Origin of the sequence: Actinoplanes subtropicus (assembly GCF_000721705.1) — a bacterium.
Classification (GTDB): domain Bacteria; phylum Actinomycetota; class Actinomycetes; order Mycobacteriales; family Micromonosporaceae; genus Actinoplanes; species Actinoplanes subtropicus.
The window spans coordinates 53,329-77,845 of sequence record NZ_JOJL01000001.1; the positions used below are offsets into that span (position 1 = coordinate 53,329).

At 71.6% G+C, this 24,517-nt stretch carries 28 protein-coding genes and 1 pseudogene; 20 read left to right on the plus strand and 9 right to left on the minus strand.

Going from position 1 to position 24,517, the window contains the following annotated elements; all coding sequences use genetic code 11:
* Positions 1–50: 50 nt before the first annotated feature.
* The 3 genes from IH26_RS0100240 to IH26_RS0100250 all read left to right on the plus strand — a co-directional run bounded on the left by IH26_RS0100240 (position 51) and on the right by IH26_RS0100250 (position 3,113).
* The gene (locus tag IH26_RS0100240) at positions 51–1,193 is read left to right on the plus strand and encodes a sensor histidine kinase (protein WP_030434020.1); all 1,143 of its coding nucleotides are present in this window, start codon (positions 51–53) and stop codon (positions 1,191–1,193) included.
* Entirely contained in the window at positions 1,190–2,404 is a 1,215-nt protein-coding gene (locus IH26_RS64165) for a response regulator (protein ID WP_342668239.1), read from the plus strand. The genes IH26_RS0100240 and IH26_RS64165 overlap by 4 nt, the downstream gene beginning before the upstream one ends.
* A 142-nt stretch (positions 2,405–2,546) precedes the next feature.
* Positions 2,547–3,113 (plus strand): HhH-GPD-type base excision DNA repair protein, encoded by a 567-nt coding sequence (locus tag IH26_RS0100250; protein ID WP_030434022.1) that lies wholly within the window; start codon positions 2,547–2,549, stop codon positions 3,111–3,113.
* A gap of 188 nt (positions 3,114–3,301) precedes the next feature.
* Here the strand turns inward: IH26_RS0100250 and IH26_RS62540 are convergent, their stop codons facing one another.
* Positions 3,302–3,670 carry a hypothetical protein gene (locus IH26_RS62540; protein ID WP_245664878.1) on the minus strand — a complete coding sequence of 123 codons (369 nt, stop codon included), beginning with the start codon at positions 3,668–3,670 and terminating at the stop codon, positions 3,302–3,304.
* On the opposite strand from IH26_RS62540, the pseudogene IH26_RS62545 reads away from it, so the two are divergent.
* The 5 genes and pseudogenes from IH26_RS62545 to IH26_RS0100270 all read left to right on the plus strand — a co-directional run.
* Positions 3,627–4,145: pseudogene (locus IH26_RS62545) on the plus strand (methyl-accepting chemotaxis protein); the annotation flags it as partial. The gene IH26_RS62540 and the pseudogene IH26_RS62545 sit on opposite strands and share 44 nt — an antisense overlap.
* Positions 4,146–4,387: 242 nt before the next feature.
* Positions 4,388–4,972, plus strand: a complete 585-nt coding sequence (locus tag IH26_RS62550; protein WP_245664847.1) for a methyl-accepting chemotaxis protein — start codon at positions 4,388–4,390, stop codon at positions 4,970–4,972.
* Complete coding sequence (locus IH26_RS0100260) at positions 4,972–6,159, plus strand: chemotaxis protein CheA (RefSeq protein WP_245664848.1); 1,188 nt, start codon at positions 4,972–4,974, stop codon at positions 6,157–6,159. The genes IH26_RS62550 and IH26_RS0100260 overlap by 1 nt, the downstream gene beginning before the upstream one ends.
* Positions 6,140–6,379 (plus strand): hypothetical protein, encoded by a 240-nt coding sequence (locus IH26_RS0100265; RefSeq protein WP_051807151.1) that lies wholly within the window; start codon positions 6,140–6,142, stop codon positions 6,377–6,379. Before IH26_RS0100260 ends, IH26_RS0100265 begins: the two co-directional genes overlap by 20 nt.
* A gap of 67 nt (positions 6,380–6,446) precedes the next feature.
* Positions 6,447–6,863, plus strand: a complete 417-nt coding sequence (locus tag IH26_RS0100270; protein WP_030434024.1) for a DUF3099 domain-containing protein — start codon at positions 6,447–6,449, stop codon at positions 6,861–6,863.
* A 26-nt stretch (positions 6,864–6,889) separates the two neighbouring features.
* Here IH26_RS0100270 and IH26_RS0100275 read toward each other — a convergent pair whose 3' ends face one another.
* The gene (locus IH26_RS0100275) at positions 6,890–7,795 is read right to left on the minus strand and encodes a carbohydrate kinase family protein (RefSeq protein ID WP_030434025.1); all 906 of its coding nucleotides are present in this window, start codon (positions 7,793–7,795) and stop codon (positions 6,890–6,892) included.
* Entirely contained in the window at positions 7,792–8,739 is a 948-nt protein-coding gene (locus IH26_RS0100280) for a pseudouridine-5'-phosphate glycosidase (RefSeq protein ID WP_030434026.1), read from the minus strand. Before IH26_RS0100280 ends, IH26_RS0100275 begins: the two co-directional genes overlap by 4 nt.
* 123 nt (positions 8,740–8,862) lie before the next feature.
* On the opposite strand from IH26_RS0100280, the gene IH26_RS0100285 reads away from it, so the two are divergent.
* From IH26_RS0100285 to IH26_RS0100295, 3 genes are read left to right on the plus strand one after another with little or no spacing between them, the layout of a single operon-like run.
* Entirely contained in the window at positions 8,863–9,081 is a 219-nt protein-coding gene (locus tag IH26_RS0100285; protein WP_020512582.1) for a DUF3039 domain-containing protein, read from the plus strand.
* Positions 9,048–9,689 carry a trimeric intracellular cation channel family protein gene (locus IH26_RS0100290; RefSeq protein ID WP_245664849.1) on the plus strand — a complete coding sequence of 214 codons (642 nt, stop codon included), beginning with the start codon at positions 9,048–9,050 and terminating at the stop codon, positions 9,687–9,689. Before IH26_RS0100285 ends, IH26_RS0100290 begins: the two co-directional genes overlap by 34 nt.
* 45 nt (positions 9,690–9,734) lie before the next feature.
* Entirely contained in the window at positions 9,735–11,465 is a 1,731-nt protein-coding gene (locus IH26_RS0100295; RefSeq protein ID WP_157436966.1) for a DEAD/DEAH box helicase, read from the plus strand.
* A gap of 149 nt (positions 11,466–11,614) precedes the next feature.
* Here IH26_RS0100295 and IH26_RS0100300 read toward each other — a convergent pair whose 3' ends face one another.
* Positions 11,615–11,854, minus strand: coding sequence for a DUF7455 domain-containing protein (locus IH26_RS0100300; protein WP_030434029.1), 240 nt, complete (start codon positions 11,852–11,854; stop codon positions 11,615–11,617).
* Positions 11,855–12,095: 241 nt separating this feature from the next.
* Entirely contained in the window at positions 12,096–13,508 is a 1,413-nt protein-coding gene (locus IH26_RS0100305) for an RNA polymerase sigma factor (protein WP_030434030.1), read from the minus strand.
* A gap of 232 nt (positions 13,509–13,740) precedes the next feature.
* Here IH26_RS0100305 and IH26_RS0100310 point away from each other — a divergent pair, with 232 nt between their 5' ends.
* Complete coding sequence (locus tag IH26_RS0100310; protein WP_030434031.1) at positions 13,741–14,550, plus strand: inositol monophosphatase family protein; 810 nt, start codon at positions 13,741–13,743, stop codon at positions 14,548–14,550.
* 4 nt (positions 14,551–14,554) lie between these two features.
* Here the strand turns inward: IH26_RS0100310 and IH26_RS0100315 are convergent, their stop codons facing one another.
* The gene (locus tag IH26_RS0100315; protein ID WP_030434032.1) at positions 14,555–15,097 is read right to left on the minus strand and encodes a LytR C-terminal domain-containing protein; all 543 of its coding nucleotides are present in this window, start codon (positions 15,095–15,097) and stop codon (positions 14,555–14,557) included.
* Positions 15,098–15,443: 346 nt separating this feature from the next.
* On the opposite strand from IH26_RS0100315, the gene IH26_RS0100320 reads away from it, so the two are divergent.
* Positions 15,444–15,740, plus strand: coding sequence for a DUF4193 domain-containing protein (locus IH26_RS0100320; protein ID WP_030434033.1), 297 nt, complete (start codon positions 15,444–15,446; stop codon positions 15,738–15,740).
* Positions 15,741–15,874: 134 nt separating this feature from the next.
* On the plus strand, positions 15,875–16,675 hold the full coding sequence (locus tag IH26_RS0100325) for a hypothetical protein (RefSeq protein WP_030434034.1): 801 nt from the start codon (positions 15,875–15,877) through the stop codon (positions 16,673–16,675).
* Here IH26_RS0100325 and IH26_RS0100330 read toward each other — a convergent pair.
* Complete coding sequence (locus tag IH26_RS0100330) at positions 16,659–17,147, minus strand: DUF3093 domain-containing protein (RefSeq protein ID WP_030434035.1); 489 nt, start codon at positions 17,145–17,147, stop codon at positions 16,659–16,661. The genes IH26_RS0100325 and IH26_RS0100330 overlap by 17 nt on opposite strands.
* Positions 17,148–17,268: 121 nt before the next feature.
* On the opposite strand from IH26_RS0100330, the gene dut reads away from it, so the two are divergent.
* The 4 genes from dut to IH26_RS0100350 all read left to right on the plus strand — a co-directional run bounded on the left by dut (position 17,269) and on the right by IH26_RS0100350 (position 19,626).
* The gene (dut, locus tag IH26_RS0100335; RefSeq protein ID WP_030434036.1) at positions 17,269–17,751 is read left to right on the plus strand and encodes a dUTP diphosphatase; all 483 of its coding nucleotides are present in this window, start codon (positions 17,269–17,271) and stop codon (positions 17,749–17,751) included.
* Positions 17,738–18,421, plus strand: coding sequence for a DUF3710 domain-containing protein (locus IH26_RS0100340; protein WP_084598528.1), 684 nt, complete (start codon positions 17,738–17,740; stop codon positions 18,419–18,421). Before dut ends, IH26_RS0100340 begins: the two co-directional genes overlap by 14 nt.
* Before the next feature lie 75 nt (positions 18,422–18,496).
* The gene (locus IH26_RS0100345; protein ID WP_030434038.1) at positions 18,497–18,874 is read left to right on the plus strand and encodes an OB-fold nucleic acid binding domain-containing protein; all 378 of its coding nucleotides are present in this window, start codon (positions 18,497–18,499) and stop codon (positions 18,872–18,874) included.
* Positions 18,871–19,626: a DUF3159 domain-containing protein gene (locus tag IH26_RS0100350; protein WP_051807155.1), complete on the plus strand. Its 756-nt coding sequence runs from the start codon at positions 18,871–18,873 to the stop codon at positions 19,624–19,626. Before IH26_RS0100345 ends, IH26_RS0100350 begins: the two co-directional genes overlap by 4 nt.
* Here the strand turns inward: IH26_RS0100350 and IH26_RS0100355 are convergent.
* A complete protein-coding gene (locus tag IH26_RS0100355; RefSeq protein ID WP_211268545.1) occupies positions 19,623–20,309 on the minus strand; it encodes a potassium channel family protein in 687 nt (228 codons plus the stop codon). The genes IH26_RS0100350 and IH26_RS0100355 overlap by 4 nt on opposite strands.
* Entirely contained in the window at positions 20,306–20,971 is a 666-nt protein-coding gene (locus IH26_RS0100360) for a potassium channel family protein (protein WP_030434041.1), read from the minus strand. Before IH26_RS0100360 ends, IH26_RS0100355 begins: the two co-directional genes overlap by 4 nt.
* 114 nt (positions 20,972–21,085) lie before the next feature.
* Here IH26_RS0100360 and IH26_RS0100365 point away from each other — a divergent pair, with 114 nt between their 5' ends.
* Both IH26_RS0100365 and IH26_RS0100370 read left to right on the plus strand, forming a co-directional pair.
* Positions 21,086–23,122: an APC family permease gene (locus IH26_RS0100365; RefSeq protein WP_034213134.1), complete on the plus strand. Its 2,037-nt coding sequence runs from the start codon at positions 21,086–21,088 to the stop codon at positions 23,120–23,122.
* A gap of 85 nt (positions 23,123–23,207) precedes the next feature.
* Complete coding sequence (locus tag IH26_RS0100370) at positions 23,208–24,473, plus strand: class I SAM-dependent RNA methyltransferase (protein WP_030434043.1); 1,266 nt, start codon at positions 23,208–23,210, stop codon at positions 24,471–24,473.
* Positions 24,474–24,517: the final 44 nt, after the last annotated feature.

Here is a 24,517-nt window from a genome sequence, read left to right on the forward strand (position 1 = left end):
TCGGACCCTGGTCCGACGCGCAACGCGGCTCGCCTCGTTAATGTCGCGGCATGACGACCGCCGAGCCCTCCGTGCTTCTCCGCGGATTGAGCCGCGGCCAGTTGCTCGCCTTCGACGCGCTGCTGGCCGCGGCGGCCGCCGTGCTCGGCTGGCTCGCTGCCAGCGCGGCGCCGCTGCCTCCGCGGCCGGTCTGGCACGAGCCGGGCTGGCTCTCGGTCACCACCGGGGTCCTGCTCGCGGTGCCGTTGGCGGTCCGCCGCCTGTGGCCGGCGCCAGCCGCGTGGGCGGGGCTGCTGATGGCCTCCGCGTCTCTGGCGAGCGGGGTGATCCCCGACTTTGCCGGCGCTGTGCCGACGACCGTGCTGGCGCTTGTCCTTTACACCGTGGGCACCGATGTCGAGGTGCGGCGCTCGGTGCGGCTCGTTCTGGTCTGCCTTGCGGTGGCCGGCGTGGCGTTCGCGTGGGCGGTGCGGCAACCGTTCGAGGTGTTCTTGATCCTCTGGGTGCTCGGTGCCTGTTGGACGGTCGGGCTGACCGTGCGTGAGCGGCGGGCATACGCCGCCCGCAGCGCGGCGCAGGCCACCGAGCTGGCGCTCGGCCAGGAACGGTTGCGTATCGCGCGCGATCTGCACGACATCGTGGCGCACAACATGAGCGTGATCGCGGTGCGCGCCACGGTGGCCGACCATATCGCCGACGACCAGCCGCAGGAGATGCGCGAGTCGCTGCGGGTCATCGCGGCCACCAGCCGCGACGCCTTGGTCGAGCTGCGCCGGGCGCTCGGGGCGTTGCGGGCCGAGGCGGTCGTCGCGCCGACGCCCGGGCTGGCCGATCTCGGCGGTCTCGTGGAGTCCGCGCGCTCCGCGAAGCTCGCCGTGGAGCTTGAGGTGCGGGGCGCTCCCGAGGTGCCGGAAGGTGTCGGGGTGGCAGTCTTCCGGATGGTGCAGGAGGCGCTCACCAACGTCATCAAGCACGCCCAGGCGACGACGTGCCGGGTCGACATCGACAATCGGCAGGGAGAGCTGCGGCTCGAGGTGACCGACGACGGCTCGGCCAGGCCGAAGGAGCAGGGGTACGGGCAGGGCTTGATCGGCATGCGTGAGCGGGCCGCGTTGTTCGGCGGCGACCTCGTCGCCGGTCCGTCGCCGGCCGGCGGCTGGGCGGTCGCGACGACCTTGCGGTACGCGCCATGACCAGCGACGCGGCACGGACTGCCCCGACCGGCGGCGTTGGGCCGCGAGCCGCCCTGACCAGCGACGCGGCACGGACTGCCCCGACCGGCGGCGTTGGGCCGCGAGCCGCCCTGACCGGCGGTGGTGAGCCGCGAGCCGCCCTGACCGGCGGCGGTGAGCCGCGAGCCGCCCTGACCGGCGGTGGTGAGCCGCGAGCCGCCCTGACCGGCGGTGGTGGGCCGCGAGCCGCCCTGACCGGCGGTGGTGAGGTGCGGGGTGGTGTGGCTGGTGATGACGCGCGGACCGCCATGACACGCGGCGAGGTGGGGGCTGTTTCGGCCGGTGGTGAGGCGCGAGGTGCCCTGACCGGCGGCGTTCAGGTGCGGGCTGCTTCGGCCGGGGGTGAGGTGCTGAGTGCTGTGACCCGCGGAGGTGAGGCGCGGCGCCTTGTGGCTGGTGGCGCTGCGGGGGCCATGAGCGGCGGTGCTGCCCGGGTTGCCGTGACCAGTGGTGGAGTGCGGGCAGGCATGGCCTGTGGTGACGTGTGTGGCGCGGTGACTGGGGGTGATCTGGTGGGTGCGGTTGAGGACGTGGTGCGGGTGGCGCTGGCGGATGACCATGCGCTGTTGCGGGCTAGCTTCCGGCTGCTGATCGACCACACGCCGGGGCTTTCGTGCGTCGGCGAGGCGGCCAACGGGCGGGAGGCAGTCGAGGTTGCACGCCGGGAGAAGCCGGATGTGATTCTGATGGACGTGCGGATGCCCGAGATGAGTGGCATCGAGGCGACTCGGGAGATTTGCCAGAGTGGGTCCGGGTTGGCTACGCGGGTCATCGTCCTGACGACGTTCGACCTTGACGAGTACGTGTTCGGGGCGATCCGGGCGGGTGCCAGCGGGTTCCTGCTGAAGGAGGTGTTGCCGGAGGATCTGATTCGGGCCATCCGGGTGGTGGCGGCCGGGGAGGCGCTGTTGACGCCGGCGGCTACTCGGCGGCTGATCACGGCCTACGTGTCGCAGCCGGAGCGGCAGGTGAGCCCGCTGCCGGATATCACGGCCCGCGAGCTCGAGGTGTTGGAGTTGATCGCGCGGGGACGCTCCAACGAGGAGATCGCCGCCGACCTGCACGTCAGCATCGGGACGGTGAAGTCGCACATCAGCCGCCTGCTGACCAAGCTCAACGCTCGGGACCGGGCGCAGCTGGTGGTCGCCGCCTACGAGGCCGGCCTTCGCTGACCGCCCGGGGCCGAGGGGCGGACGGCGGCTGAGCGGCCGGTGGTGGCCGGGGGCGCTCGACGCCGGGGCAAGTCAGGGTGGGCGTTGGAAAATCGGGTGGGGGTGGGCGACCTGAGGTGGGTTGTGGCGGCAAGATAGGGCCATGACGCTCAGCCTGCCGATCGATGCCGAGGCCAACAAGCTGCTCTCCAGTGACCCGCTGGCGCTGCTCATCGGGATGGTTCTGGATCAGCAGATTCCGTTGGAGAAGGCTTTCACCTCGCCGTACGTGCTGGCTCAGCGGCTCGGGCATGCTCCCACGGCCGTGGAGATTGCTGAGTTCGATTCGGAGCGCCTGGTGGCCGTTTTTGCCGAGCCGCCGGCGTTGCATCGGTTTCCCAAGGCCATGGCCGCTCGGGTGCAGGAGGTTTGCCGGGCGCTTGTCGAGGACTATGACGGCGACGCCGCCAACCTCTGGGCGGGCGTCGCCGACGGCGGTGAGCTGCTCAAGCGGGTGGCTTCGCTGCCGGGGTTCGGCAAGCAGAAGTCGCAGATCTTCGTGGCGCTGCTCGGCAAGCAGTACGGCGTCGAGCCGGCCGGCTGGCGGGAAGCGGCCGGCGGCTACGGCGAGGCCGGTTCGTACAAATCGGTGGCGGACATCGTCGACGGCGAGTCTTTGGGCAAGGTCCGGGCGTACAAGAAAGAGATGAAGGCCGCCGCCAAGAAGTAGGGCGCCTCTTTGATTCAAGTGAGTGGATTTCTTCCCGGCGGGACGACCGCCGGTGCCACGATCTGCGGGTAGGCGGGGAAGCCCGGTGGGCACCACATAACCGCAGGTAACACCGCCGGGCCATAGATGGCAGCGCGTTTCCCTGAGCAGGTGTGCGGGCACGGCAGCGTGCGCGGGCACCACAGCGCTCACCCGAGACGGGAGACCACCGCCATGCCCCTGACCACGAGCACCTCGACCGGGCGCGGCGATTCCGCCCGATCGCCGGCTCGACCCGTCGCGGCGCCCGTGTCCACCCGGCCGCTGAGGGGGGATACCGAGGCCGGCCGGCGGCAGGCCCGCTCGGTGGCCAAGCAGCAGCAGGCGGCCGAGCGGATCGCCTCGGCCACCGGCGAGATCTCCGCGCAGAATGCCGAGGCGGCCGAGGCGTCCCGCCAGCTCACCGAGTCGATGCGGCAGATCTCGGCGGGCGCCGAGGAGGCGTCCGGCGCCACCCAGCAGAGCCTGGCCGCGATGAACGAGGTCGAGGAGCGGATCGGCCGCCAGGAGCGGACCACCCGGCAGGTCGCCGAGCTCAGCCTGGCGTTGCAGAACCTGCTTCAGGAGACCCGGACCGGCATCAACGGGTTGCTCGCCAACGTCGAGAGCGCCTCCAGCCGCCAGGCCGCCTCCGTCGTGACGATCACCGAGCTGGAGAAGCAGGCCAGCGAGATCGGCGAGATCGTCAAGACCGTGGCGAACATCGCCGACCAGACGAACCTTCTCGCCCTCAACGCGGCGATCGAGGCGGCCCGTGCCCGGCAGCACGGCAAGGGTTTCGCCGTGGTCGCCGACGAGGTGCGCACGCTCGCCGAGACCAGCGAGCGCAGCGCCCGCCAGATCCGCGATCTGATCGACGAGGTCCGGGCCAGTGTCACCGCCATCGCCTCGGGCGTACAGGCATCCGCCGAGACCGCCCGGAGCGAGGTGGAGAAGGGCAAGTCGATCACCGGGCAGCTGGAGGCGATCCGGGCCGACATGGGGACGATCATGGCGGGCGCCACCGAGATTGCGACCGCCGCCGACGAGGCCAGGAAGGCCACCAGGGCGGCCCGGACCAGGTCCGAGGAGATCGCCGTGGCGGCCGAGCAGCAGTCGGCCGCGTGCGAGGAGTCGCTGCAGACCGTCAACCATCAGACCCAGGCGTTGCGGCAGAGCGAGCAGGCCGCCGACGCCTGGCCGAGCTCTCCGAGACGCTGCGGACCAGCGTCGACATCGCCCGGAACGCCGAGGACGTGGCGAGCGCGGCGGAGGAGTTGTCCGCTGCGGTCGAGGAGATCAACCGGGCGGCCGGGCAGATCAACCGGGCGATCAACGAGATCAACTCGGGGGCGCGGACGGCCGCCGGGAACGTGCAGGAGATCGCCGAGTCGCTCGCCCGGATCGAGCGGGGCGCTCAGCTCTCCCGGTCGCGTGGTGGCGCCGCCGTCGAGCGGGTCGACCAGATCCTGTCGCTGCTGGGCACCAACAAGGACGCGGTCGACTCGATGATCGAGGCGATCGGCCAGGCGGCCCGGGACGGCATCCAGAACGTCCGCAAGGTCAGCGAGCTGGAGCAGATCTCCCGTCGGATCGACAAGATCGTCGATGCCATCGCGACCGTCTCGATCCAGACCAACATGCTGGCGGTGAACGGCTCGGTCGAGTCGGCCCGGGCCGGCGAGTTCGGCAAGGGCTTCGCGGTGGTCTCCACCGACATCCGCAACCTGGCCCGGGACTCGGCCGAGAACGCCGATCGGATCAAGGACCTGGTCAGGGCGGTGCAGAACCGGATCATGGAGGTTCGCGCCGATCTGGCGGAGACCAGCCGGCAGGCCTGATGGAGCTGGTCGGCGAGCTCATCGTCGCCAAGAACGGCCTGACCTTCCTGGCCCAGTCGGCCGACGAGTCGGGCGGCCGTGCCCTGGCCCGCCGGATCAAGGACCAGTACAGCGGCCTGCATCGGATCGCCGAGGAGCTGCAGGCCGCGGTGCTGGACATCCGGATGCTGCCGCTCTCGGTGGCCTTCGCCCGCTTCCCGCGGCTGGTCCGCGACCTGAGCCGCCGCCTCGGCAAGAGCGTCGAGCTGGTCCTGAAGGGGGAGGACACGATGGCCGACAAGGACGTCATCGAGGCGCTCGCCGACCCGCTCGTGCGCCTCGTCCGCAACAGCCTCGACCACGGCGTGGAGGCGGCCGGCGAGCGGGTGGCCGCGGGCAAGCCGGCCACCGCCAGGATCACCCTGGCCGCGACGGCGGACGGCGACGCGGTGCTGGTGGAGATCTCCGACGACGGGCGGGGCGTCGATCCCGAGCGGGTGCGGCTGACGGCGTACGAGAACGGCTTGATCTCGGCCGACGAACTGGCGACGACAGCCGGCCCGGCGGCGGTCGACCTGCTGTTCCGGCCCGGGTTCTCCACCGTCGAGCAGGTGTCGGATCTCTCCGGCCGCGGCGTCGGGATGGACGCGGTACGGGCCGGCGTGGAGAAGGTGGGCGGCTCGGTGACCATGCGCTCGCAGCCCGGCCGGGGCACCTCGACCCGGCTGCGCCTGCCGCTGTCCATGGCGGTCACCCAGGTGTTGGTGGTCAGCGTGGCCGGCCAGCGCTTCGGCATTCCGGTCGACCTGGTCGCCGAGACGGTCCGCGTCCCGGCTGCCGAGATGAACCGGGTCCTGCGCCAGGACGTGATCGTGCTGCGCGGCGAGGTGGTCCCGGTCGTCGACCTGGCCCGTGCCCTGGACATGCCCTGGCCGCCGGATGAGTCTTCAGTCCGTTCAAGGGTGGTGGCGGGTCGGTCGGATGGGGAGTCCGCGGACCGGGCGATCCTGATCGTGAGCGTCGGCGGCCGGCGGGCCGGCCTGCTGGTCGAGCAGTTCCACCGCGAGGTCGACGTGCTCCTCAAGCCGATGGAGGGCCTGCTGGCGTACGCCGACGAGTTCTCCGGCACCGCCCTGCTCGGCGACGGGCTGGTGCTGCTGGTGCTGAACGTGAAGGAGGTGCTGGGCCTTGCCGCTCGAGTTGGGTGACACCACCGCGACGCTGACCGGCGTGGTGACGGCGGACGAGGTGGAGCAGCTGGCCGCCTGGTTGCGGATGACCGCCCGGCCGAGGGTGAACCTCCGCCGCTGCGATCATCTGCACGCCGGTGCCTTCCAGGCGATGCTGCGCTTCCGGCCCAGGGTGAGCGGGGCGCCGGCGGACGCCTTCCTGGCCGCCCAGGTGCTGCCGCTGCTCACCGGACGATGACCGCCGCCCAACTGGGCATCGCGTGCGTTCCGGTGCAAGGATGGGGGGTCGATCGGAGTGAGCCACCGTGAAGAAGCAGCCGGAGCGGCCGGTCCTGATCACCGACGCCGCCCGCAGCCAGGACGAGCAGTTCCGCAGCAGGCAGATCCGCTACGTGACGATGATGGGCCTGCGGGCCGCCTGCCTGATCGCGGGCGCCATCCTGATCAGCGCACACCCGCCGCTGCTGCCCGTCTGGCTCATCATGTGCGCCGCCGGCATGGTCATCCTGCCGTGGGCGGCCGTGCTCATCGCGAACGACCGGCCCGCCCGCAGCAAGGCCGAGCGCGCCGCGGCCGCCGCCGCGCGGGAGCAGGAACGCCGGCAGGCCGAGCTCAGCCAGCACTCGGCCGAGCAGATCGACTACATCACCATCGACGCCGAGCCGGTCGAGGGCGAGCGCTGGGCCCCGACCGAGCCCGAACGCGAGCAGAAGCCCCACTGAACGGGTCCGGGCGGGCGCGGGCGGTGCTAGCGAGGGCGGGCGCCGACCTGGGCGACGGCTTCCGCGCCGAGGGCCGCGCCGGCCGCGAGCGCGGCCTCCGGGAGCGCGCCCGAACACCAGGCGTGGAGCAGGCCCGCGGCGAAGGCGTCGCCCGCCCCGGTCGGATCTTTTGCGGGTACGCGCGAGGCGGCTCCCCGCCAGAGTTGACGGCCCCGGGTCGCCCACGACGCGCCCTCGGCACCCTGCTTGACCACCACGTGGGCCACGTGCTCCGTCAACCGGGCCGCCTGCTCGCCCGCGGGGCCCGGCCCGGCCAGCACCTCCGCCTCGTCCGCGTTGCACAGGAGCAGGTCGGCGTCCCGTACCCAGGCCAGGAAAGCCTTGGCCCCCACGGCCCGTAACGGTGCCGCCGAGGCCGCGTCGACGCTGGTCGTCAGGCCGCGCCCGGCGGCGGCCGCCAACGCCGCGAGGCCGGCCGCCCGCGACCCGTCGTGCAGCAGCGGATAGCCGGACAGATGCAGGTGCCGGGCGTCGGCCGCCTCGATCGCCGCGACCACGTCGGCCGGGTCGAGCAGCAGCGCCGCGCCGCGGTCGGTGACCATGGTGCGCTCGTGCGGCCCGGCCAGCACCACCACGCTGCCGGTCGCCGCCCCCGGATGCGCCCGCACCGCGCAGCGCACCCCGGCCGCGGCCAGCTCGGCCACCCGCTCCCGGCCTGCCGGATCGTCCCCGACCGCCGCCACCAGCGTCACCGCTCGGCCGGTGTGGGCCAGCCAGGCGGCCGTGTTCGCCCCCTGGCCACCCCCGCCCACCGTGATCGTCGCGGCGGTGTCCGAGCCGAACTCGATCGGCCCGTCATGCGCCACGAGCACGTCAGTGACCAGGTCACCGACGACTATGACGGCGGCGCTGCTGGTGTCGCCGGGGGTCACGCGGGTGCGGCGAAGCCCAGCGGCGCCGGCGCCGCGGTGGATGCCACCGCGATGCGGGCGGCCAGCGCCGAGTTGCGCAGGATGATCCGCACGTTCACCGCGAGGCTCTGCCCCTCGGTGCTCTCGTGGAAGTGGGACAGCAGGAACGGGGTGACCGCCTTGCCGGTGATGTGCTCCTTGGCCAGCAGCTCGAGGCCCTCTGCCAGGGTGCGGTCGTGCAGCGCCGGGTCCAGCTGCTCGTCCGTGGGCAGCGGGTTGGCCACGATCAGCGCGCCGGCCCCGACGCCCTGGTCGGCCCGGGCCCGGATCACGTCGGCGACCTGGTCGGGCGAGTCGAGCTGCCAGTCGATGTCGAAGCCGCCGTCGGTGATGAAGAAGCCGGGAAACCGCTTCGTGCCGTAGCCCGCGACCGCGACGCCGAGCGTCTCCAGCCGCTCCAGCGTGGCGCCCACGTCGAGGATCGACTTGACCCCGGCGCAGACCACGACGATCGGGGTGCGGGCCAGCGTGCCCAGGTCGGCCGACTCGTCGAAGGTGACGCTCGCCTCCCGGTGCACCCCGCCCAGGCCGCCGGTGGCGAACACGCCGATCTCGGCGGCCGCGGCGACCGCGCTGGTGGCGGCGACCGTGGTGGCGCCGTCGGCCCGGCGGGCGGCGGCCACGGCCAGGTCGCGCACGCTCAGCTTGGCCACGCCCTCGGCCAGCGCGAGGTGCTGGATCTGGTCGTCGTCGAGGCCGACCACCAGCTCGCCGCCGATCATGCCGATCGTCGCCGGCACCGCGCCGTTGTCCCGGACGGTCTGCTCGATCTCCCGCGCCACCCGCAGGTTGTCCGGGTGCGGCAGGCCGTGCGAGATGATCGTGCTCTCCAGCGCGACCAGCGGCCGGCCGTCCCGGCGGGCACGGGTCACATGCTCGCCGTATCGAATCGCGAAGTCAGTCACGACGCAACCGTACGGTGCCGTTGGACCCGCCCGCTGTGAGGTGTCAGACTTGCTGGTTGGAGCTTCGAACCCTCCGCCGCGCTGGGGGCGACGGCGGTAAGACTTACTGAAGGGCAGACTGTCGTGACGACGCAGATTCTGGAGCGGCCGGAGACCAAGGACGCCGATACCGGTCCGGAGATGTTCCATTACGTCCGCAAGGAGAAGATCGCCGAGAGCGCGGTCATGGGCACCTTCGTCGTGGCGCTCTGCGGGGAGAAGTTCCCGGTGACCAAGACGCCGAAGCCCGGCTCCCCGGTCTGCCCGCAGTGCAAGGAGATCTACGAGGCGATGAACCACTGAGCGGTTACGGCCTGCTCGTCGGTGATCTGATCGGCGTCGCGGTCTTCGCCGCCTCCGGCGCGTCGGCCGCGATCGCCAAGCGCCTCGACCTGTTCGGCGTCGGATTCGTCGGGTTCGTCGCCGCGCTCGGTGGGGGCATCCTGCGCGACCTGGTGATCGGCGCGGTCCCGCCGCTGGCCTTCGCCGATTGGCGGTACGCGGTGACCGCGGTCCTCGCCTCGGTCGCCGTCTTCCGGCTGCACCCCCAACTGTCCCGGCTGCGGCGCACGGTGCTGCTGCTGGACGCGGCCGGGCTGGGCCTGTTCACGGTCACCGGCACGCTCAAGGCGCTGAACGCGGGCGTGCCACCGGTCGGCGCCTGCCTTGTCGGAATGTTGACCGCGATCGGCGGCGGCCTCGCCCGTGACCTGCTGACCGGCGAGATCCCGGTGGTGCTGCAGCGCGACATCTACGCGGTGGCCTCGCTCGGCGGCGCGATCCTCGTCACGATTCTGCACGGTGTGGGTCTGGCCGGTCCGATCTCGACGGTGGCCGCGGCCGTGCTCATCACGGGTGTGCGGCTGCTCGCCCTCTATCGGAGGTGGTCCGCGCCGATCGCCGTGCCGTGAGCCGTCTGTGGCTATGCTGGCGTTTCTTGTCCGGGACCTGAAGGGATGTTCGTGAGCCCGCCACCGCCGGATCTCGAGACCTTTCCGCCCCTGCGGGCCTGGCAGCGCAAAGCCCTGGTGGAGTATCTGCGCCGTCGCTCCGACGACTTCATGGCGGTGGCGACGCCGGGCGCCGGCAAGACCACCTTCGCCCTCCGGATCGCCGCCGAACTGCTGGCCGACGGCACCGTCGAGGCGGTGACCGTGGTCTGCCCCACCGAGCACCTCAAGTCTCAGTGGGCGGCCGCCGCCGGCCGGGTCGGCATCCAGCTCGACCCCACCTTCCGCAACTCGGACGTGCACTCGTCCCGCGACTTCCACGGCGCGGTGCTCACCTACGCCCAGGTCGGCATGGCCCCGGCGGTGCACCGGCGGCGGACGATGACCCGGAACACGTTCGTCATCCTGGACGAGATCCACCACGCCGGCGACTCGCGTACCTGGGGCGACGGGGTGAAGTCCGCGTTCGAGGAGGCGACCCGCCGGCTGATGCTGACCGGCACCCCGTTCCGCTCGGACGAGAACCCGATCCCGTTCGTCACCTACGAGCGCGGCGAGGACGGCCTGCAAAGATCCAAGGCCGATTCGGTGTACGGGTACTCCGACGCGCTGCGTGACCGGGTCGTGCGGCCGGTGCTGTTCATGGCGTACTCCGGCGAGACCCGCTGGCGTACCAACGCCGGGGACGAGCTGGCCGCCCGCCTCGGCGAGCCGATGACCAAGGATCTGATCGCGCAGGCCTGGCGTACCGCGCTGGACCACCGCGGCGACTGGATGCCGCAGGTGATGCGGGCGGCCGACGCCCGGCTGTCCCGGCTGCGCGAGCACGGGATGACCGACGCCGGGGGCCTGGTCATCGCCAGCGACCAGCAGACCGCCCGGGCGTACGCGAAGCTCCTGCACGAGATCAGCGGGCAGCCGGCCGTGGTCGTGCTCTCCGACGACGAGGGCGCCTCCGGCCGGATCGCCAAGTTCGCCGCCTCCGAGGAGCGCTGGATGGTCGCCGTCCGGATGGTCTCCGAGGGCGTCGACATCCCGCGGCTGGCCGTCGGCGTCTACGCGACCAGCGCCTCGACCCCGCTGTATTTCGCCCAGGCGATCGGCCGCTTCGTGCGCGCCCGGGTCCCCGGCGAGACCGCGACGGTGTTCCTGCCCAGCGTGCCGCACCTGCTCGGGCTGGCCAGTGAGATGGAGGCGCAGCGCGACCACATCCTGGGCGCGCCGAAGCAGAAGGACGGCCTCGACGACGACCTGATGGAGCGGGCGCAGCGCGAGGAGGACGCCTCCGGCGAGCTGGAGAAGCAGTTCGAGGCGCTGTCCTCGATCGCCGAGCTCGACCAGGTCATCTACGACGGCACCTCGTTCGGCACCGGGGCACGCACCGGCACCGCCGAGGAGGAGGAGTATCTCGGCATTCCCGGGCTGCTCACCCCCGACCAGGTGTCGATCGTGCTGAACAAGCGGCAGGCTGACCAGATCGCGGCGCAGAAGCGGCAGCCGAAGGTCGCCGAGGTGCCGGCCCAGCGCGACCCGGCGCCCGCCCCGATGACCGCGGGGGAGCGGCGCAACAGCCTGCGCCGCCAGCTGAACACCCTGGTGGCCGCCCATCACCACCGCACCAATCTGCCGCACGGCAAGATTCACGCGGAGTTGCGCCGGCTCTGCGGCGGGCCGCCCAGCGCGCAGGCGACGATCGAGCAGCTGGAAGAGCGGATCGCGACGATCCAGACCTTGTGAGCGGCCCGCTGCGCGGCGGCGGCGCCTAGGGGCGTACCCGGTCTGGGGAGCGTGCCGCTCAGGCCGCTGACGGGCTGCTGAGGGCCGTTGGGATGTGAAAAGGAGCGCCCCACACCGGGCGCTCCTTTCGCACGTTTGAAGCGGGGGATCTAGTTGGAGTTAGACATCATGTCCGCGCCACGCCAGGTGAAATCCGGATCCGCCGCGTACTGCACCGCGATCTTCACCAAGTCCTCGGCGTACCGGTTGGCGTGGTGTCCGCAGAACACCAGCTCACTGCCACCAGCCAGGGTCAAACGGAGCTTTCCGGCTGCATTGCAGCGGTCGCACCGCTCATCGGCTGCGGGGCCGGCCACACTACCCGCCGGCGGCGTGAGAGTCGGGGTCATCGCCTTCCTCCTCTGTTCGAACCGATGAACATGTTCCTCGGCTACTGCTCACATCGTGCAACACCCTGCACCGTTGCAGCCTTCCCACTGTGCCCCGGGGGGACCGAGGTCACACGTGATGGGGCTAGTGTGCCGTGATCCAAGGGTGCCACGTCAACGATCACTTCTGCACAACGGTCTGATCACCACCCGACGATGTACGGGTGGTGACCAAACAGACACGCTATGTTGACCTAACGGCCTAATCCAGATAGTCGCGCAGGACCTGCGAGCGGGACGGGTGACGCAGCTTCGACATCGTCTTGGACTCGATCTGCCGGATCCGCTCCCGGGTCACCCCGTACACCTGGCCGATCTCGTCCAGCGTGCGCGGCTGGCCGTCGGTCAGGCCGAAGCGCAGCCGGACCACGCCGGCCTCGCGCTCGGAGAGCGTCTGCAACACCTGCTGCAACTGATCCTGCAGGAGCGAGAAGGAGACCGCGTCGACCGCGACGACCGCCTCCGAGTCCTCGATGAAGTCGCCGAGCTGGCTGTCGCCCTCGTCGCCGATGGTCTGGTCCAGCGAGATGGGCTCCCGGGCGTACTGCTGGATCTCCAGCACCTTCTCCGGGGTGATGTCCATTTCCTTGGCCAGCTCCTCCGGGGTGGGCTCGCGGCCCAGGTCCTGGAGCAGCTCGCGCTGGATGCGGCCGAGCTTGTTGATGACCTCGACCATGTGCACCGGGATGCGGATCGTGCGGGCCTGGTCGGCCATCGCCCGGGTGATCGCCTGCCGGATCCACCACGTCGCGTACGTGGAGAATTTGTAGCCCTTGGTGATCGTCCGCTCGATCTTCTCCTCGCCCTCCTCGCAGGCGCGCAGGCGCTCGGCCGCGTACAGCCCCGCCTCGATCCGCTTGGCGAGCTCGACCTCCTGCTCGGCGTTGAGCAGCGGGACCTTGCCGATCTGCTTGAGGTACGCCCGGACCGAGTCGGCGGAGGCGGTCAGCTCGGCATCCCGCCGGGCCTGCTTGAGGGCCTCGGACTCCTCGTCGTCCCACTCGAAGTCGCCGTCGGTGGCCGAGCTGGCGGCGTCGGTCGCCGCGGCCTCGACGAGGGCGGGCGGCTCCTCGACGACCACGTCCTCGATCTCGGCGGCCAACTCCTCGGGATCGATCTCCTCGCCGTCCTCCGGACCCTCCTCGCCGGGCGTGGCGGCCTTGGCCGGAGACGCCTTCTTGGCGGGCGCGGTGGCGGTCTTGGCGGCGGCCACCTTCTTGGCGGGCGCCTTCTTGGCCGGCACGGCCTTGGCGGCCGACCTGGCCTCCTCGGCCTCCGCCGAAGCCGGCGCCGCGGCGGCGGCCTGCTTCGGGGGCGCCGCCTTCTTGGCCGCCGCCGGGGCGGCCTTGGCGGTGGTGGCCTTGGATGCGGGCGTGGCCGCGCGGGCGGCGGCGACCTTGCGGCGAGTGCTCGCCGAGCCGTCGACGACCACGGTGACGCCGGCATCCACGAGCCCGCGCAGGATCTTCTTGGCCTGAGCCGGATTCACCTCGGCGGACTCGAGCGTGCGAGCGACCTCGGCCGACGTGAGCTGCCCGCCCGCGCCCTGTGCATGGGCGATCAGGGCCTCGGTGAGGGAACGAACGTCGGCACCGTTCTGGTGGGCTTCTGTCACGAATGACCTTCCGAAGGCGATGTGGTTGTGCACGACCATGAGCCCAGCGCAGCGCACGGCGAAGAGGCTGGCCGGTGTGTGTGGGGACCCTCGGGTCGCGGAGCGAAGCGCGGGTAGGGGTGAATTGTAGCGCCGTCCAGCGAGATCCTCCCGCCGCAGCACGCCGCAGGGGGTCGCCGACCTGATTCAAGACGCTTGGCGCGAGAATGGTATCGGCGGAAAGGGCGAACAAGTGAGCGAGTTTCCGGCGGCCGACGAGCTGCTTTCCATCGCGGTACCGGTGGCGCGCGAGGCGGCGGCCACCGCGCGGCGCATGCGCGCCGAGGCGATCACCGATGTCGAGACCAAGAGCACCCGCACCGATGTGGTGACCGCGGCCGACCGGGCCGTCGAGCGACAAGTTGTGAGCTCGTTACGAACGATCCGGCCGCACGACGGGGTGTTGGGCGAGGAGTACGGGGAAAACACCTCCGAGGCGGGCGCAGTGCGCTGGATCCTCGACCCGATCGACGGCACGGTGAATTACCTGTACGGCCTGCCGGCGTACGCGGTCTCGCTCGCCGCCGAGGTGGACGGCGTGGTCCAGGCCGGCGTGGTGATCAACGCGGCCACCGGCGACGAGTGGACCGCGACCCGCGGCGGCGGCGCCTGGCGGGCCGGCCGGCGGCTGCGCTGCTCGGCCCAGACCGACCTGGCCCAGGTCCTGCTCGGCACCGGTTTCGGGTACGACGCGAAGCGCCGGGCGCACCAGGGCGCGGTGCTGGCCCAGCTGATCACCCGGGTGCGGGACATCCGGCGCATCGGCGTGGCGTCGCTCGACCTGTGCTCGGTCGGCGAGGGCCTGCTGGACGCGTACTACGAGAAGGGCCTCAACCCGTGGGACCACGCGGCCGGCGGCCTGGTCGCGGCCGAGGCGGGCGCGCTGGTCGGCGGCCTCGAGGGCGCGCCCCCGGGGCTGGACATGGTGGTGGCCGCCCCGCCGGCGATCTTCGGCCCGCTGCACGACGCCCTCGTCGAGCTGGACGCCGCCGGCGGAGCCTGATGCCTTAGGAGGCGTTCTTCTTCGCGGGCTTGGCGCAGGCGCCCGGCGGGAGGGTCGGCTCGCCGACCTCGACCAGCGACTGGTTGACCTCGGTGGTGGTGGCCAGCTGCCGGAACCCGCTGCCGATCACGATGTCGATCAGGATGCCCTTGCGCTTGGGGTTGTACTCCAGCTTGGACTGGTCCAGGAAGTACGCCCGCAGCAACTGTGCCCGGCCGACCGCGTCCGGCCCGTACCGGATCTCCGCCACGCCCTTGTACCTGGTTTTGCTCTCGCTGGGCTTCTGTACGGTGAAGCGGCGGTTCTTGAACTCGTTGCTCACGCTGTCGGCCAGCCCGCTGGTGCTCGTGCCGTTGTAGACCTTGATGGTGACCTCGGCCGGGTCGTCCGGCAGGGTCACGTCGGCCAGCGGGGCGCCCGCGGGGCAGTTGGTGCCCGAAATCTCTTTGCCCTGCGAGTCGCGAACCAGGGCGGTGATGACGAAGACGATCGCGGCCACGGCGAGCACACCGACGACGATCAGTGCTCGGACGCGGGCAAAGCTCATGGGGCTGGCTCCAGATCGGGTAACACGGCAGGCTCGGGACGCGGGACCTGTCGAGAGGTTAGCGTCTGTGCGCCAGGCTTGCGGAAACAGGGAATCCTTCCGGCGCGCCGACGATGATCCAGACCGTTGTGCCCCTACTTTGATGTCGCCTCGGTCACATCGGGAACAATGGGCCGCCTGTTTGCGTACAACGATGCCGCGACGCAGGTAACGTTCCGCGCTCGCCGGGGCAGTTTCTTCAGGTCAGCACCAGTGTCAGAAATCGTCCGGCGGAAGCGGGAACCGAAACCTCGTCACAGGCGTTACTAACGCCAAGTGACCCATCGATACAGGAGAGTGAAAACCGATGGCCACCGACTACGACGCCCCGCGTCGCGATGAGGTCGACCTCGGCGAGGACAGCCTCGAGGAGCTCAAGGCCCGTCGAGCCGACTCGCAGTCGGGCTCAGTGGACGTCGACGAGGTCGAGGTGGCGGAGAGCTTCGAGCTGCCCGGCGCCGACCTGGCCGACGAGGAACTCACCGTCAAGGTACTGCCCATGCAGTCCGACGAGTTCCGCTGCGCCCGTTGTTTCCTCGTGCACCACCGCAGCCAGCTGGCCGCGGAGCGGAACGGGGAGCTGATCTGCCGCGAGTGCGCCTGACCGGCGACTCGCGCGCAAAGCGCCACCACCCGGCCGCCCGCCGAGCGGTCGGGCGTGCGGGCGTTGCCTAGTTTGGAACCGACACCAGACCGGGAATCTCGGCTGAGAAGCCGACGCACGACGGGAGGACGACCATGAGCCACCCGGAGCACAGCACGCCGGAGGTCGAGCCGGGCGCCGCCACGCCCGACCCGGACACCGACACCGCCCTGGGCAAGACCGTCGCGGCGCTCACCGCCGACGATCTCGAGCCCGCGAGCAGGCGCGAACTGCTCGGCCGCCTGGTCGGCGACATCCGCCGCCGCGGGCTGGGCCAGCTGTTCCGCCCCAAGGCCGCGTTGCGCTGGATGGCCGACGTGGTCACCGACATCGCGCCGCACGTGCCGGTCCGCGACCGCGCGACGCTGCACCGCCACTTCCCCGGCCTAGACGACGACGAGCTCGCCGAACGACTGATCCGCAACGCCGCGCGCTCCACGGCGAGCATCGGAGCGGTCGGCGGCGGCGTCGCCGCGGTCGAGTGGGTGGCCACCCCGACCCTGCTTTCCGCCCCCGTGCTGCTGGCCGCCGAGACGGTGTCCGTGGTCGCGATCGAGCTGAAGCTGCTCGGCGAGCTGCACGAGGTGTACGGCCGGCCGCTCCCCGGCAGCACCGGGCAGCGCGCTCTGCACCTCCTGCAGTCCTGGTCGCAGCAGCGCGGCATCAATCCGCTGCTGCCCGGCGTCGGCGTCGCCACCGTGCTGGGCACGGCGGCCCGCCGCGACCTGCAGCGCAGCCTGCTACGGCGGTTCGGGCGCAGCCTGAGCACGATGGGGCCGCTGCTCACTGGCGCGGCCGTGGCCGGTTACCTGAACCGGCGGGCCACCCGGGCGCTCGGCGAACACGTACGGAAGGACCTGAGGCGGAACCACCCGCGGATCATCGAATCTTCTTGATCGCGTCGAGCAGGGCGGTCGCCAGCTCGACCGGGTGGCGGGTGCTGATCACCCAGAAGGGTGTCGGATCATCCGGATCGTCCAGCAGGATCTGCACCGCCGGGCCGATCCACGGCCGCTGGATGACGAACGACAGCGGGTGGGCGCCCACGCCGAGGGACTCGCGCTTGCCGGCCGCGTCCAGCGCGACCACATCGGAGATCACCGCGAGCGGCAGCCGGGCGTCGTCGACCAGGAACTCCTCGGCGGTCACGGTCACCCGGATGCGGCCGGACCAGACCAGCAGGGCCGCGCTGGCCGGCAGCAGCACGGCGAACGGGACCCAGGCGGGCAGGTGCGGGAAGCCGAGCAGGATCTCGAAGCCGATGATCAGATCGACCGCCAGCGTGGCGAGCCAGGCCCACGGGGAGATGCCGAGCCGCTCGGTGTAGAGGGCGGCCTCGGTGCTGCGCGCCGGGGACTGCGGTGTCACCCTGGAAGGGTACGGCGCGCCTCCGTTGGCGGGCACGGCAGGATGGCAGGGTGGGTGCCTGCCGCCGCCGCTCTCGTCCTCCGCTCGTCCTCCCGTTCGTCATCCCTAAGGAAACTCGATCTTGACCGATCTCGTCATCCCGATCCGCCGGCTCGATCCCGGCCTGCCGCTGCCGGCCTACGCGCACCCGGGCGACGCCGGCGCCGACCTGGTCGCCGCCGAGGAGACCGAGCTGGCCCCGGGCGCCCGCGCGGCGGTGCGCACCGGCATCGCCGTGGCGATCCCGGAGGGCTACGTCGGCCTGGTGCACCCGCGCTCGGGCCTGGCCGCCCGGCTGGGCGTGACCGTGCTCAACGCGCCCGGTACGGTCGATGCCGGCTACCGCGGCGAAGTTCTGGTCATCCTGGTCAACCACGACCGGGAGCGAACCGTCAAGATCTCTCGTGGCGACCGCATCGCCCAGCTGGTCGTCCAGCGGGTGGAGCGAGCCGTGTTCCAGGCGGTCGACACCCTCGACGACACCGCCCGGGGCGCCGGTGGCACCGGCTCCACCGGCGGGCACCAGTCCTTGATTCCGGAAGGTGGCAGTGATGTTCTCCCGTAAGCGCGGCGGCCCGAAACACGTGCGTCCGACCGACGCGCCGCCGTCCGCGGCGCTCGAGCGGAGCCTCGCGGCCGACGACGAGGCCCCGCCGCCCACCAGCGGCCCCTGGGACGCCGAGCACGCGCCTGAGGGCGTGGAGCGGCTCGACCTGGGCAGCCTGCTGATCCCCGCGATCGAGGGCGTCGAGGTGCGGGTGCAGGCCAACCCGGACGGCGCGGTCGAGCAGATCGTGCTGGTCGACGGCGAGAGCGCGCTGCAGCTCGGCGTGTTCGCGGCGCCGCGCAGCGAGGGCATCTGGAACGAGGTGCGGGACGAGATCGCTCAGGCCATGGCGACCGACGGCGTCGTGCCGCGCGAGGTCGCCGGGAAGTACGGCATCGAGCTGACCGCCCGGGTCAACACCCCCGAGGGGCCGGCCGACGTGCGGTTCGTCGGGGTGGACGGGCCGCGCTGGATGGTGCGGGCGCTCTACCAGGGCGCGGCGGCGGCCGACCCGTCCCGCGAGGGAGCGCTCGGCGAGGTGCTCGCCGGCCTCGTGGTGATCCGGGACGCGGAGGCCCGGCCGGTCCGCGAGGCGCTGCCGCTGCGGCTGCCCAAGGAGATGACCGACCAGGCGGCGGCCCAGGCGGCGGCTCAGGCCGAGCAGGGGGCCAACGGCCGGCCCGCGTGATTCACCGGGCCGTGATTCGGCGGGCCGGGCAGCGTACCGTGGTTCGTAACGGGCCGGTCTTCTAAGGAGAACCCCATGACCACGGACGAGCGCACCGGTCTGCGCAAGTTCTTCGACCGGTTGACCGCCAGCGACTCGGAGCTGGACGCCGAGCATCTCCAGCGGGAGAGCGCCAAGTGCGGCGCGATGCCCGCCGGCCAGTGCAGCCGGGGCCAGGTCGTCTCGGTGTCCGGCCGGTTGCGCACGGTGGCGTACACTCCTCGCACCAACCTGCCGACGCTGGAGGCCGACCTCTACGACGGCAGCGATGTGGTCACGCTGGTCTTCCTCGGGCGCCGGTCGATCGCCGGCATCGAGCCCGGCAGGCAGCTCACCGCGCGTGGCCGGATTGCCATCCGGGACGACCGCAAGGTCATCTACAACCCGTACTACGAGCTGGAGGCGCCCCGGTGAGTGGCAGCGAGCCGCGTCACGCCGCGAGTGAATCAGTGGAGGAGCGGCTCGCCGAGGAGGTCATCGAGGAACTCGACCTCCACGAGGTCTCCGACGAAGAGCCCATGCCCTCGATGAGCGAGCAGATCGCCGAGCAGTTGGGCGGCGTGCGCGGGCTCATCGAGTCGAGCCTGCCCGTGCTCGCGTTCGTGGTCTTCAACGTCGTGCTCGGCGACGCCGTGGTGGGCCTGGACAAGCGCACCGCGCTCTATTGGGCGATCGCCGGCTCGGTGATCTCGGCGATCGGCATCGGCGTGTTCCGCCTGCTCCGCAAGCAGCCGGTCCGGCACGCGGTCAACGGCCTGTTCGGCATCGCGATCGGCGCGTTCCTGGCCTGGCGTACGGGTGAGGCCAAGAATTTCTACCTCCCCGGCATCCTGCTGACCTTCGGGCAGGCCGCGCTGCTGCTGGTCTCCGTCGTGGTGCGCAAACCCCTGATCGGGTACGCCTGGGGCATCATGGCGAACAAGGGACACCAGGACTGGTTCGGCAACGTCCGGCTGTTCCGCACCTTCCAGTGGCTGACCCTGGTGTGGGTCGTGTCACTGGGCCTCCGCGCGGGCATCCAGTACTACCTGTGGGCCCTCGGCGAGGCGAACGCGCTGGGCGTCGTCCGGATCCTGATCAGCTGGCCGATCTACGCCGCCACGTTCGCCTACACCGCCTGGGCAATCCACCGAGTCACGTCGGACCAGAAGGTCGCGCCGGCTTAATCGCCGAGCTCGCGGCCCTCGCTGCCGAGGACTACGGCGCGGATCTGATCCTCCACCTCGCTGGTGCAGACGAAGATGAGCTCGTCGCCGGCTTCGAGGGAGTCATCGGGCGTGGGGACCACGACCCGCTTGCCGCGCAGGATCGCGACCAGCGCAGCGTCGCGGGGCAGGGGGACGCTGCGGACCGGCTTTCCCTCGTAGGGGGCGTGCCGGGGCAGGGTGATCTCGACGAGGTTCGCCTCGCCCTGCCGGAAGGTCATCAGCCGGACCAGGTCGCCGACCGTGACCGCCTCCTCGACCAGGGCGGCCATCAGGCGCGGCTTGCTGACCGCGACGTCGACGCCCCACTGCTCGGTGAACAGCCACTCGTTCTCGGCGCGGTTGACCCGGGCGACCACCCGCGCCACCGCGAACTCGGTCTTGGCCAGCAGCGAGACCACCAGGTTGACCTTGTCGTCGCCGGTGGCGGCCACCACCACGTCGCAGCCGGCCACGTCCGCCTCCTCGAGGCTGGACAGCTCGCACGCGTCGGCGAGCACCCACTCGGCCTCGGGCACCCGTTCCGGCCGCAGCTGGCGCGGCTGCCGTTCGATCAGCATGACCTGGTGGCCGTTGCCGATCAGCTCCTGCGCGATCGACCGGCCGACGTTGCCGGCTCCGGCGATGGCGATCCGCATGGTCAGTGCCCTTCCGTCTGGGTGCCGGCGGCGACGTCCAGCACGCCGCCCACGGTGTCGTCGGTCACCAGCATGAAGATCTGGTCGCCGTCCTGGATCACGGTCGACGGGGTGCCCAGCGTGCCCATCCCGAAGCGCATCAGGTACGCCACCCGGGCGCCGGTCGCGGCCTCCAGCTCCTTGAGCGTGCGGCCCACCCAGTCGCGGTGCAGCGGCACCTCGACGATGGAGACGACGCTGGTCGGGTCGCGGAACACCTCGACCGTGCCCTCCGGCACGAGGTGGCGCACCATCCGGTCGGCGGCCCACCGGATCGTGGCCACCGTGGGGATGCCGAGCCGCTCGTAGACCTGCGCCCGGCGGGAGTCGTAGATGCGGGCCACCACCCGGGACACGCCGAACGTCTCGCGGGCCAGCCGGGCCGAGATGATGTTCGAGTTGTCGCCGCTGGAGACGGCCGCGAAGGCGTCCGCCCGCTCGATGCCGGCCGCGCGCAGCACGTCCCGGTCGAAGCCGATGCCGGTCACCGTGATGCCGCCGAATTCGGAGCCCAGGCGGCGGAACGCGTCCGAGTTCTGATCGATCACCGCAACCGAGTGACCTCGGCTTTCGAGGTTCCCGGCGAGCGTGGAGCCGAGCCGGCCACACCCCATGATCACCACGTGCACGTGTCGCGCCCTCCCGGATCGGTGCCTGACATGTGTGAGCGTGCCATGCCCCCCGAACGGGCGGCGGCCGGGGCGGGATACGCGGCTGGTGGACCGCCCGTACGCTTGGCACTCGTGGCAAGTTCGACGTCCCTCGCCAAGCGGCTGCTGCTGGGCAGACCGTTCCGCTCCGACAAGCTGCAGCACACGCTGCTGCCCAAGCGGATCGCCCTGCCCGTCTTCGCCAGCGACGCGCTGTCGAGCGTGGCGTACGCCCCCGACGAAATCCTGCTGACCCTCTCGATCGCCGGCGCGGGCGCCTTCGCCATCTCGCCGTGGATCACCCTCGCCGTCGCGGTCGTGATGATCACCGTGGTGGCCAGCTACCGGCAGAACGTGCACGCCTACCCCTCCGGCGGCGGCGACTACGAGGTGGCCACGGTCAACCTCGGGCCGCGGGCCGGGCTGGGCGTGGCCAGCGCGCTGATGGTCGACTACATCCTGACCGTGGCCGTGTCCAGCTCGTCCGGCGTCGCGGCGCTGGGCGCGGTGTGGGACCTGCCGAAGAACAACCCGGTCCCGTTCTGCGTGGGCGGCATCATCATCCTGACCGCGCTCAACCTGCGCGGCCTGCGCGAGGCGGGCACGGCGTTCGCCATTCCCACGTACGCGTTCATCATCGTGATCATCGGCGTGATCCTGACCGGGCTGTTCCGGATCTTCATCCTCGGGCAGGACCTGCACGCCCCCTCGGCCGGCCTGGTCATCTCCGCCGAGCACAGCAACCTGACCAGCTTCGCGTTCGCCTATCTGCTGTTACGGACCTTCTCCTCCGGCTGTGCGGCGCTGACCGGGGTCGAGGCCATCTCCAACGGCGTGCCCGCCTTCAAGCCGCCGAAGAGCAAGAACGCGGCGACCACGCTGCTGCTGCTCGGCGCCTTGGCGATCGTCATGCTGGTGGGCATCATCACCCTGTCCCGGATGACCCACCTGCAGTTCGTCGAGAACCCGGAGACCCAGATCATCTCCGGGCCGGCCCTCTATCAGCAGAAGCCGGTGATCGCGCAGCTAGCCGAGACGGTCTTCGGCGGGCACTCGCCGCTGCTCTACGCGGTCAGCGCGGTCACCGCCCTGATCCTGTTCCTCGCCGCGAACACCGCCTTCAACGGCTTCCCGGTGCTCGGCTCGATCCTCGCCCAGGACCGCTACCTGCCGCGCCAGCTGCACACCCGCGGCGACCGGCTGGCCTTCTCCAACGGCATCATCTTCCTGGCCCTCGCCGCGAGCGTGCTGGTCGTCGCGTTCGACGCGCAGACCACCCGGCTCATCCAGCTGTACATCGTGGGCGTGTTCGTCTCGTTCACGCTGTCCCAGGGCGGCATGATCCGGCACTGGAACCGGCTGCTGCGGACCCAGCGCGACCCGTCCGTGCGCAGCCGCATGATCCGCTCCCGGGCGATCAACGCGTTCGGCATGGGCCTCACCGGCGCGGTGCTGATCGTGGTGCTGGTCACCAAGTTCCTGCTCGGCGCCTGGATCGCGATCGCCGCCATGCTGGTCATCTACGTCACCATGCTGGGCATCCACAAGCACTACACCCGGGTCGCCCAGGAGCTGCAGCCCACCGACGAGCGCCCGGTGCTGCCCAGCCGCAACCACGCGGTCGTGCTGGTCAGCAAGGTGCACATGCCGACCCTGCGGGCGGTGGCCTACGCCCAGGCGACCCGGCCGGACACGCTCACCGCGGTCACCGTGAACGTCGACGACAAGGACACCCGGACGATCCAGGACGAGTGGGAGCGCCGGCAGATCCCGGTGCCGCTCACCGTCGTCGACTCGCCGTACCGGGAGATCACCCGCCCGATCATCGACTTCGTGAAGGGCCTGCGCCGCGGCTCCCCGCGCGACGTGGTGACGGTCTTCGTCCCCGAGTACGTGGTCGGCCGCTGGTGGGAGAACCTGCTGCACAACCAGAGCGCGCTGCGGATCAAGGGCCGCCTGCTGTTCGAGCCGGGCGTGATGGTGACCAGCGTGCCGTGGCAGCTGCGCTCCAGCCAGGACCGCGACCTCGACCGCTTCGACCGGGGCCTCAGCCACGCGCCGCAGCGGGGTCCACGCACCCGATCCGCGGAGACCGAACGGCCGCCCAGCAGTGAGGATGCACACGCATGACCGCCTGCACCGAGCGGCAGTTCCGTGAGTTGCGCGCTCAGGCCGCAGGCGAGGGCCAGAAGGGCATGCACAGGGTGGGCTCAGCATGACCGATCCGGACCTGGGGCTGGGCGAGGGCGACCGGGTGGAGGTGGTCGTCGAGGCGCCGGCGCACGGCGGGCACTGCGTGGCCCGGCTCGACGGCCGGGTGCTGTTCGTCCGGCACGCGCTGCCCGGGGAGCGGGTCACCGCCGAGATCACCGAGGTGCATCGCACCTTCGTGCGCGCCGACGCGATCGAGATCCACGAGCCCTCGCCCGACCGGGTCGAGCCGCCCTGCCCCTACGCCCATCCCGGCGGCTGCGGCGGGTGTGACCTTCAGCACGTCGCAAGCGACGCGCAGCTGCGCTGGAAGGCCGCGGTGGTTGCGGAACAGCTTCGGCGTCTGGCCAAAACCTCCTTTCCCGTACGGGTGGAAGCCTTGCCGAACGCGGGCTCCCCGCTGCTGGGCTGGCGCAGCCGGGTTCGCTACGCGGTCGACGCCGCGGGCCGAGCCGGGCTGCTGCAGCACCGCTCGCACCAGGTGGTGCCGATCGACCGGTGCCGGATAGCCCACCCGGCCATCCAGCGGCTGGACCTGCTGTCGCGGCAGTGGCCGGACGACGACGCCATCGAGGTGACCGCGTCCACCGGCGGCGACCTGGCCGTGCTGACCCGTCCGGCGGGCGGCGGGCGGCTGCCGGAGGACGATCCCGCCGACACGGCGTCGGCCGCGGGACGCCGGAAGCGGCTGGCCGGGCCGGACGAGGTCGCCGAGGAGGCGGTGGGTCGTCGCTGGTCGGTGCCGCCGGAGGGGTTCTGGCAGGTGCACCCGGCCGCCGCCGACACGCTCGCGGCGGCCGTCGTCGAGTTGCTGCGGCCGGCCGAGGGCGAGACCGCCTGGGACCTCTACGGGGGCGCGGGGTTGTTCGCCGCCGCCGTTGCCGCGCACACCAGGGCCCGGATCACGCTCGTCGAGTCGTCGCCGGTGGGGTGTGCGGCGGCCCGCGCCAACCTCACCGACCTGCCCACGGTCGAGGTGGTCGAGGCGCGGGTGGAGACGGCCCTGCAACGCCGCCGGATCACCGGCCCGGTCGACCTCGTCGTGCTCGACCCGCCGCGGGCCGGGGCCGGCGCGCGGGTGGTCCGCGGGATCGCCGGCGCCCGGCCGCGAGCGGTCGCCTACGTCGCCTGCGACCCCGCCGCCCTGGCCCGCGACGTGGGCACGTTCCTCGGGCTGGGCTGGCGGCTGACCGACCTGCGCGCCTTCGACTGCTTCCCGATGACCCAGCACGTCGAGTGCGTGGCGCTGCTCGAGCCCGCCGGAGCGTAACGACAAACTCTTCCGCCCGGATGGTCGCGCAACGGCCTGGACGG

Coding starts and splice junctions, on each gene's coding strand:
- IH26_RS0100240 (WP_030434020.1), top strand. CDS start 51: ATGACGACCGCCGAGCCCTCCGTGCTTCTCCGCGGATTGAGCCGCGGC.
- IH26_RS64165 (WP_342668239.1), top strand. CDS start 1,190: ATGACCAGCGACGCGGCACGGACTGCCCCGACCGGCGGCGTTGGGCCG.
- IH26_RS0100250 (WP_030434022.1), top strand. CDS start 2,547: ATGACGCTCAGCCTGCCGATCGATGCCGAGGCCAACAAGCTGCTCTCC.
- IH26_RS0100260 (WP_245664848.1), top strand. CDS start 4,972: ATGGAGCTGGTCGGCGAGCTCATCGTCGCCAAGAACGGCCTGACCTTC.
- IH26_RS0100295 (WP_157436966.1), top strand. CDS start 9,735: ATGTTCGTGAGCCCGCCACCGCCGGATCTCGAGACCTTTCCGCCCCTG.
- IH26_RS0100300 (WP_030434029.1), bottom strand. CDS start 11,854: ATGACCCCGACTCTCACGCCGCCGGCGGGTAGTGTGGCCGGCCCCGCA.
- IH26_RS0100315 (WP_030434032.1), bottom strand. CDS start 15,097: ATGAGCTTTGCCCGCGTCCGAGCACTGATCGTCGTCGGTGTGCTCGCC.
- IH26_RS0100320 (WP_030434033.1), top strand. CDS start 15,444: ATGGCCACCGACTACGACGCCCCGCGTCGCGATGAGGTCGACCTCGGC.
- IH26_RS0100325 (WP_030434034.1), top strand. CDS start 15,875: ATGAGCCACCCGGAGCACAGCACGCCGGAGGTCGAGCCGGGCGCCGCC.
- IH26_RS0100340 (WP_084598528.1), top strand. CDS start 17,738: ATGTTCTCCCGTAAGCGCGGCGGCCCGAAACACGTGCGTCCGACCGAC.
- IH26_RS0100345 (WP_030434038.1), top strand. CDS start 18,497: ATGACCACGGACGAGCGCACCGGTCTGCGCAAGTTCTTCGACCGGTTG.
- IH26_RS0100370 (WP_030434043.1), top strand. CDS start 23,208: ATGACCGATCCGGACCTGGGGCTGGGCGAGGGCGACCGGGTGGAGGTG.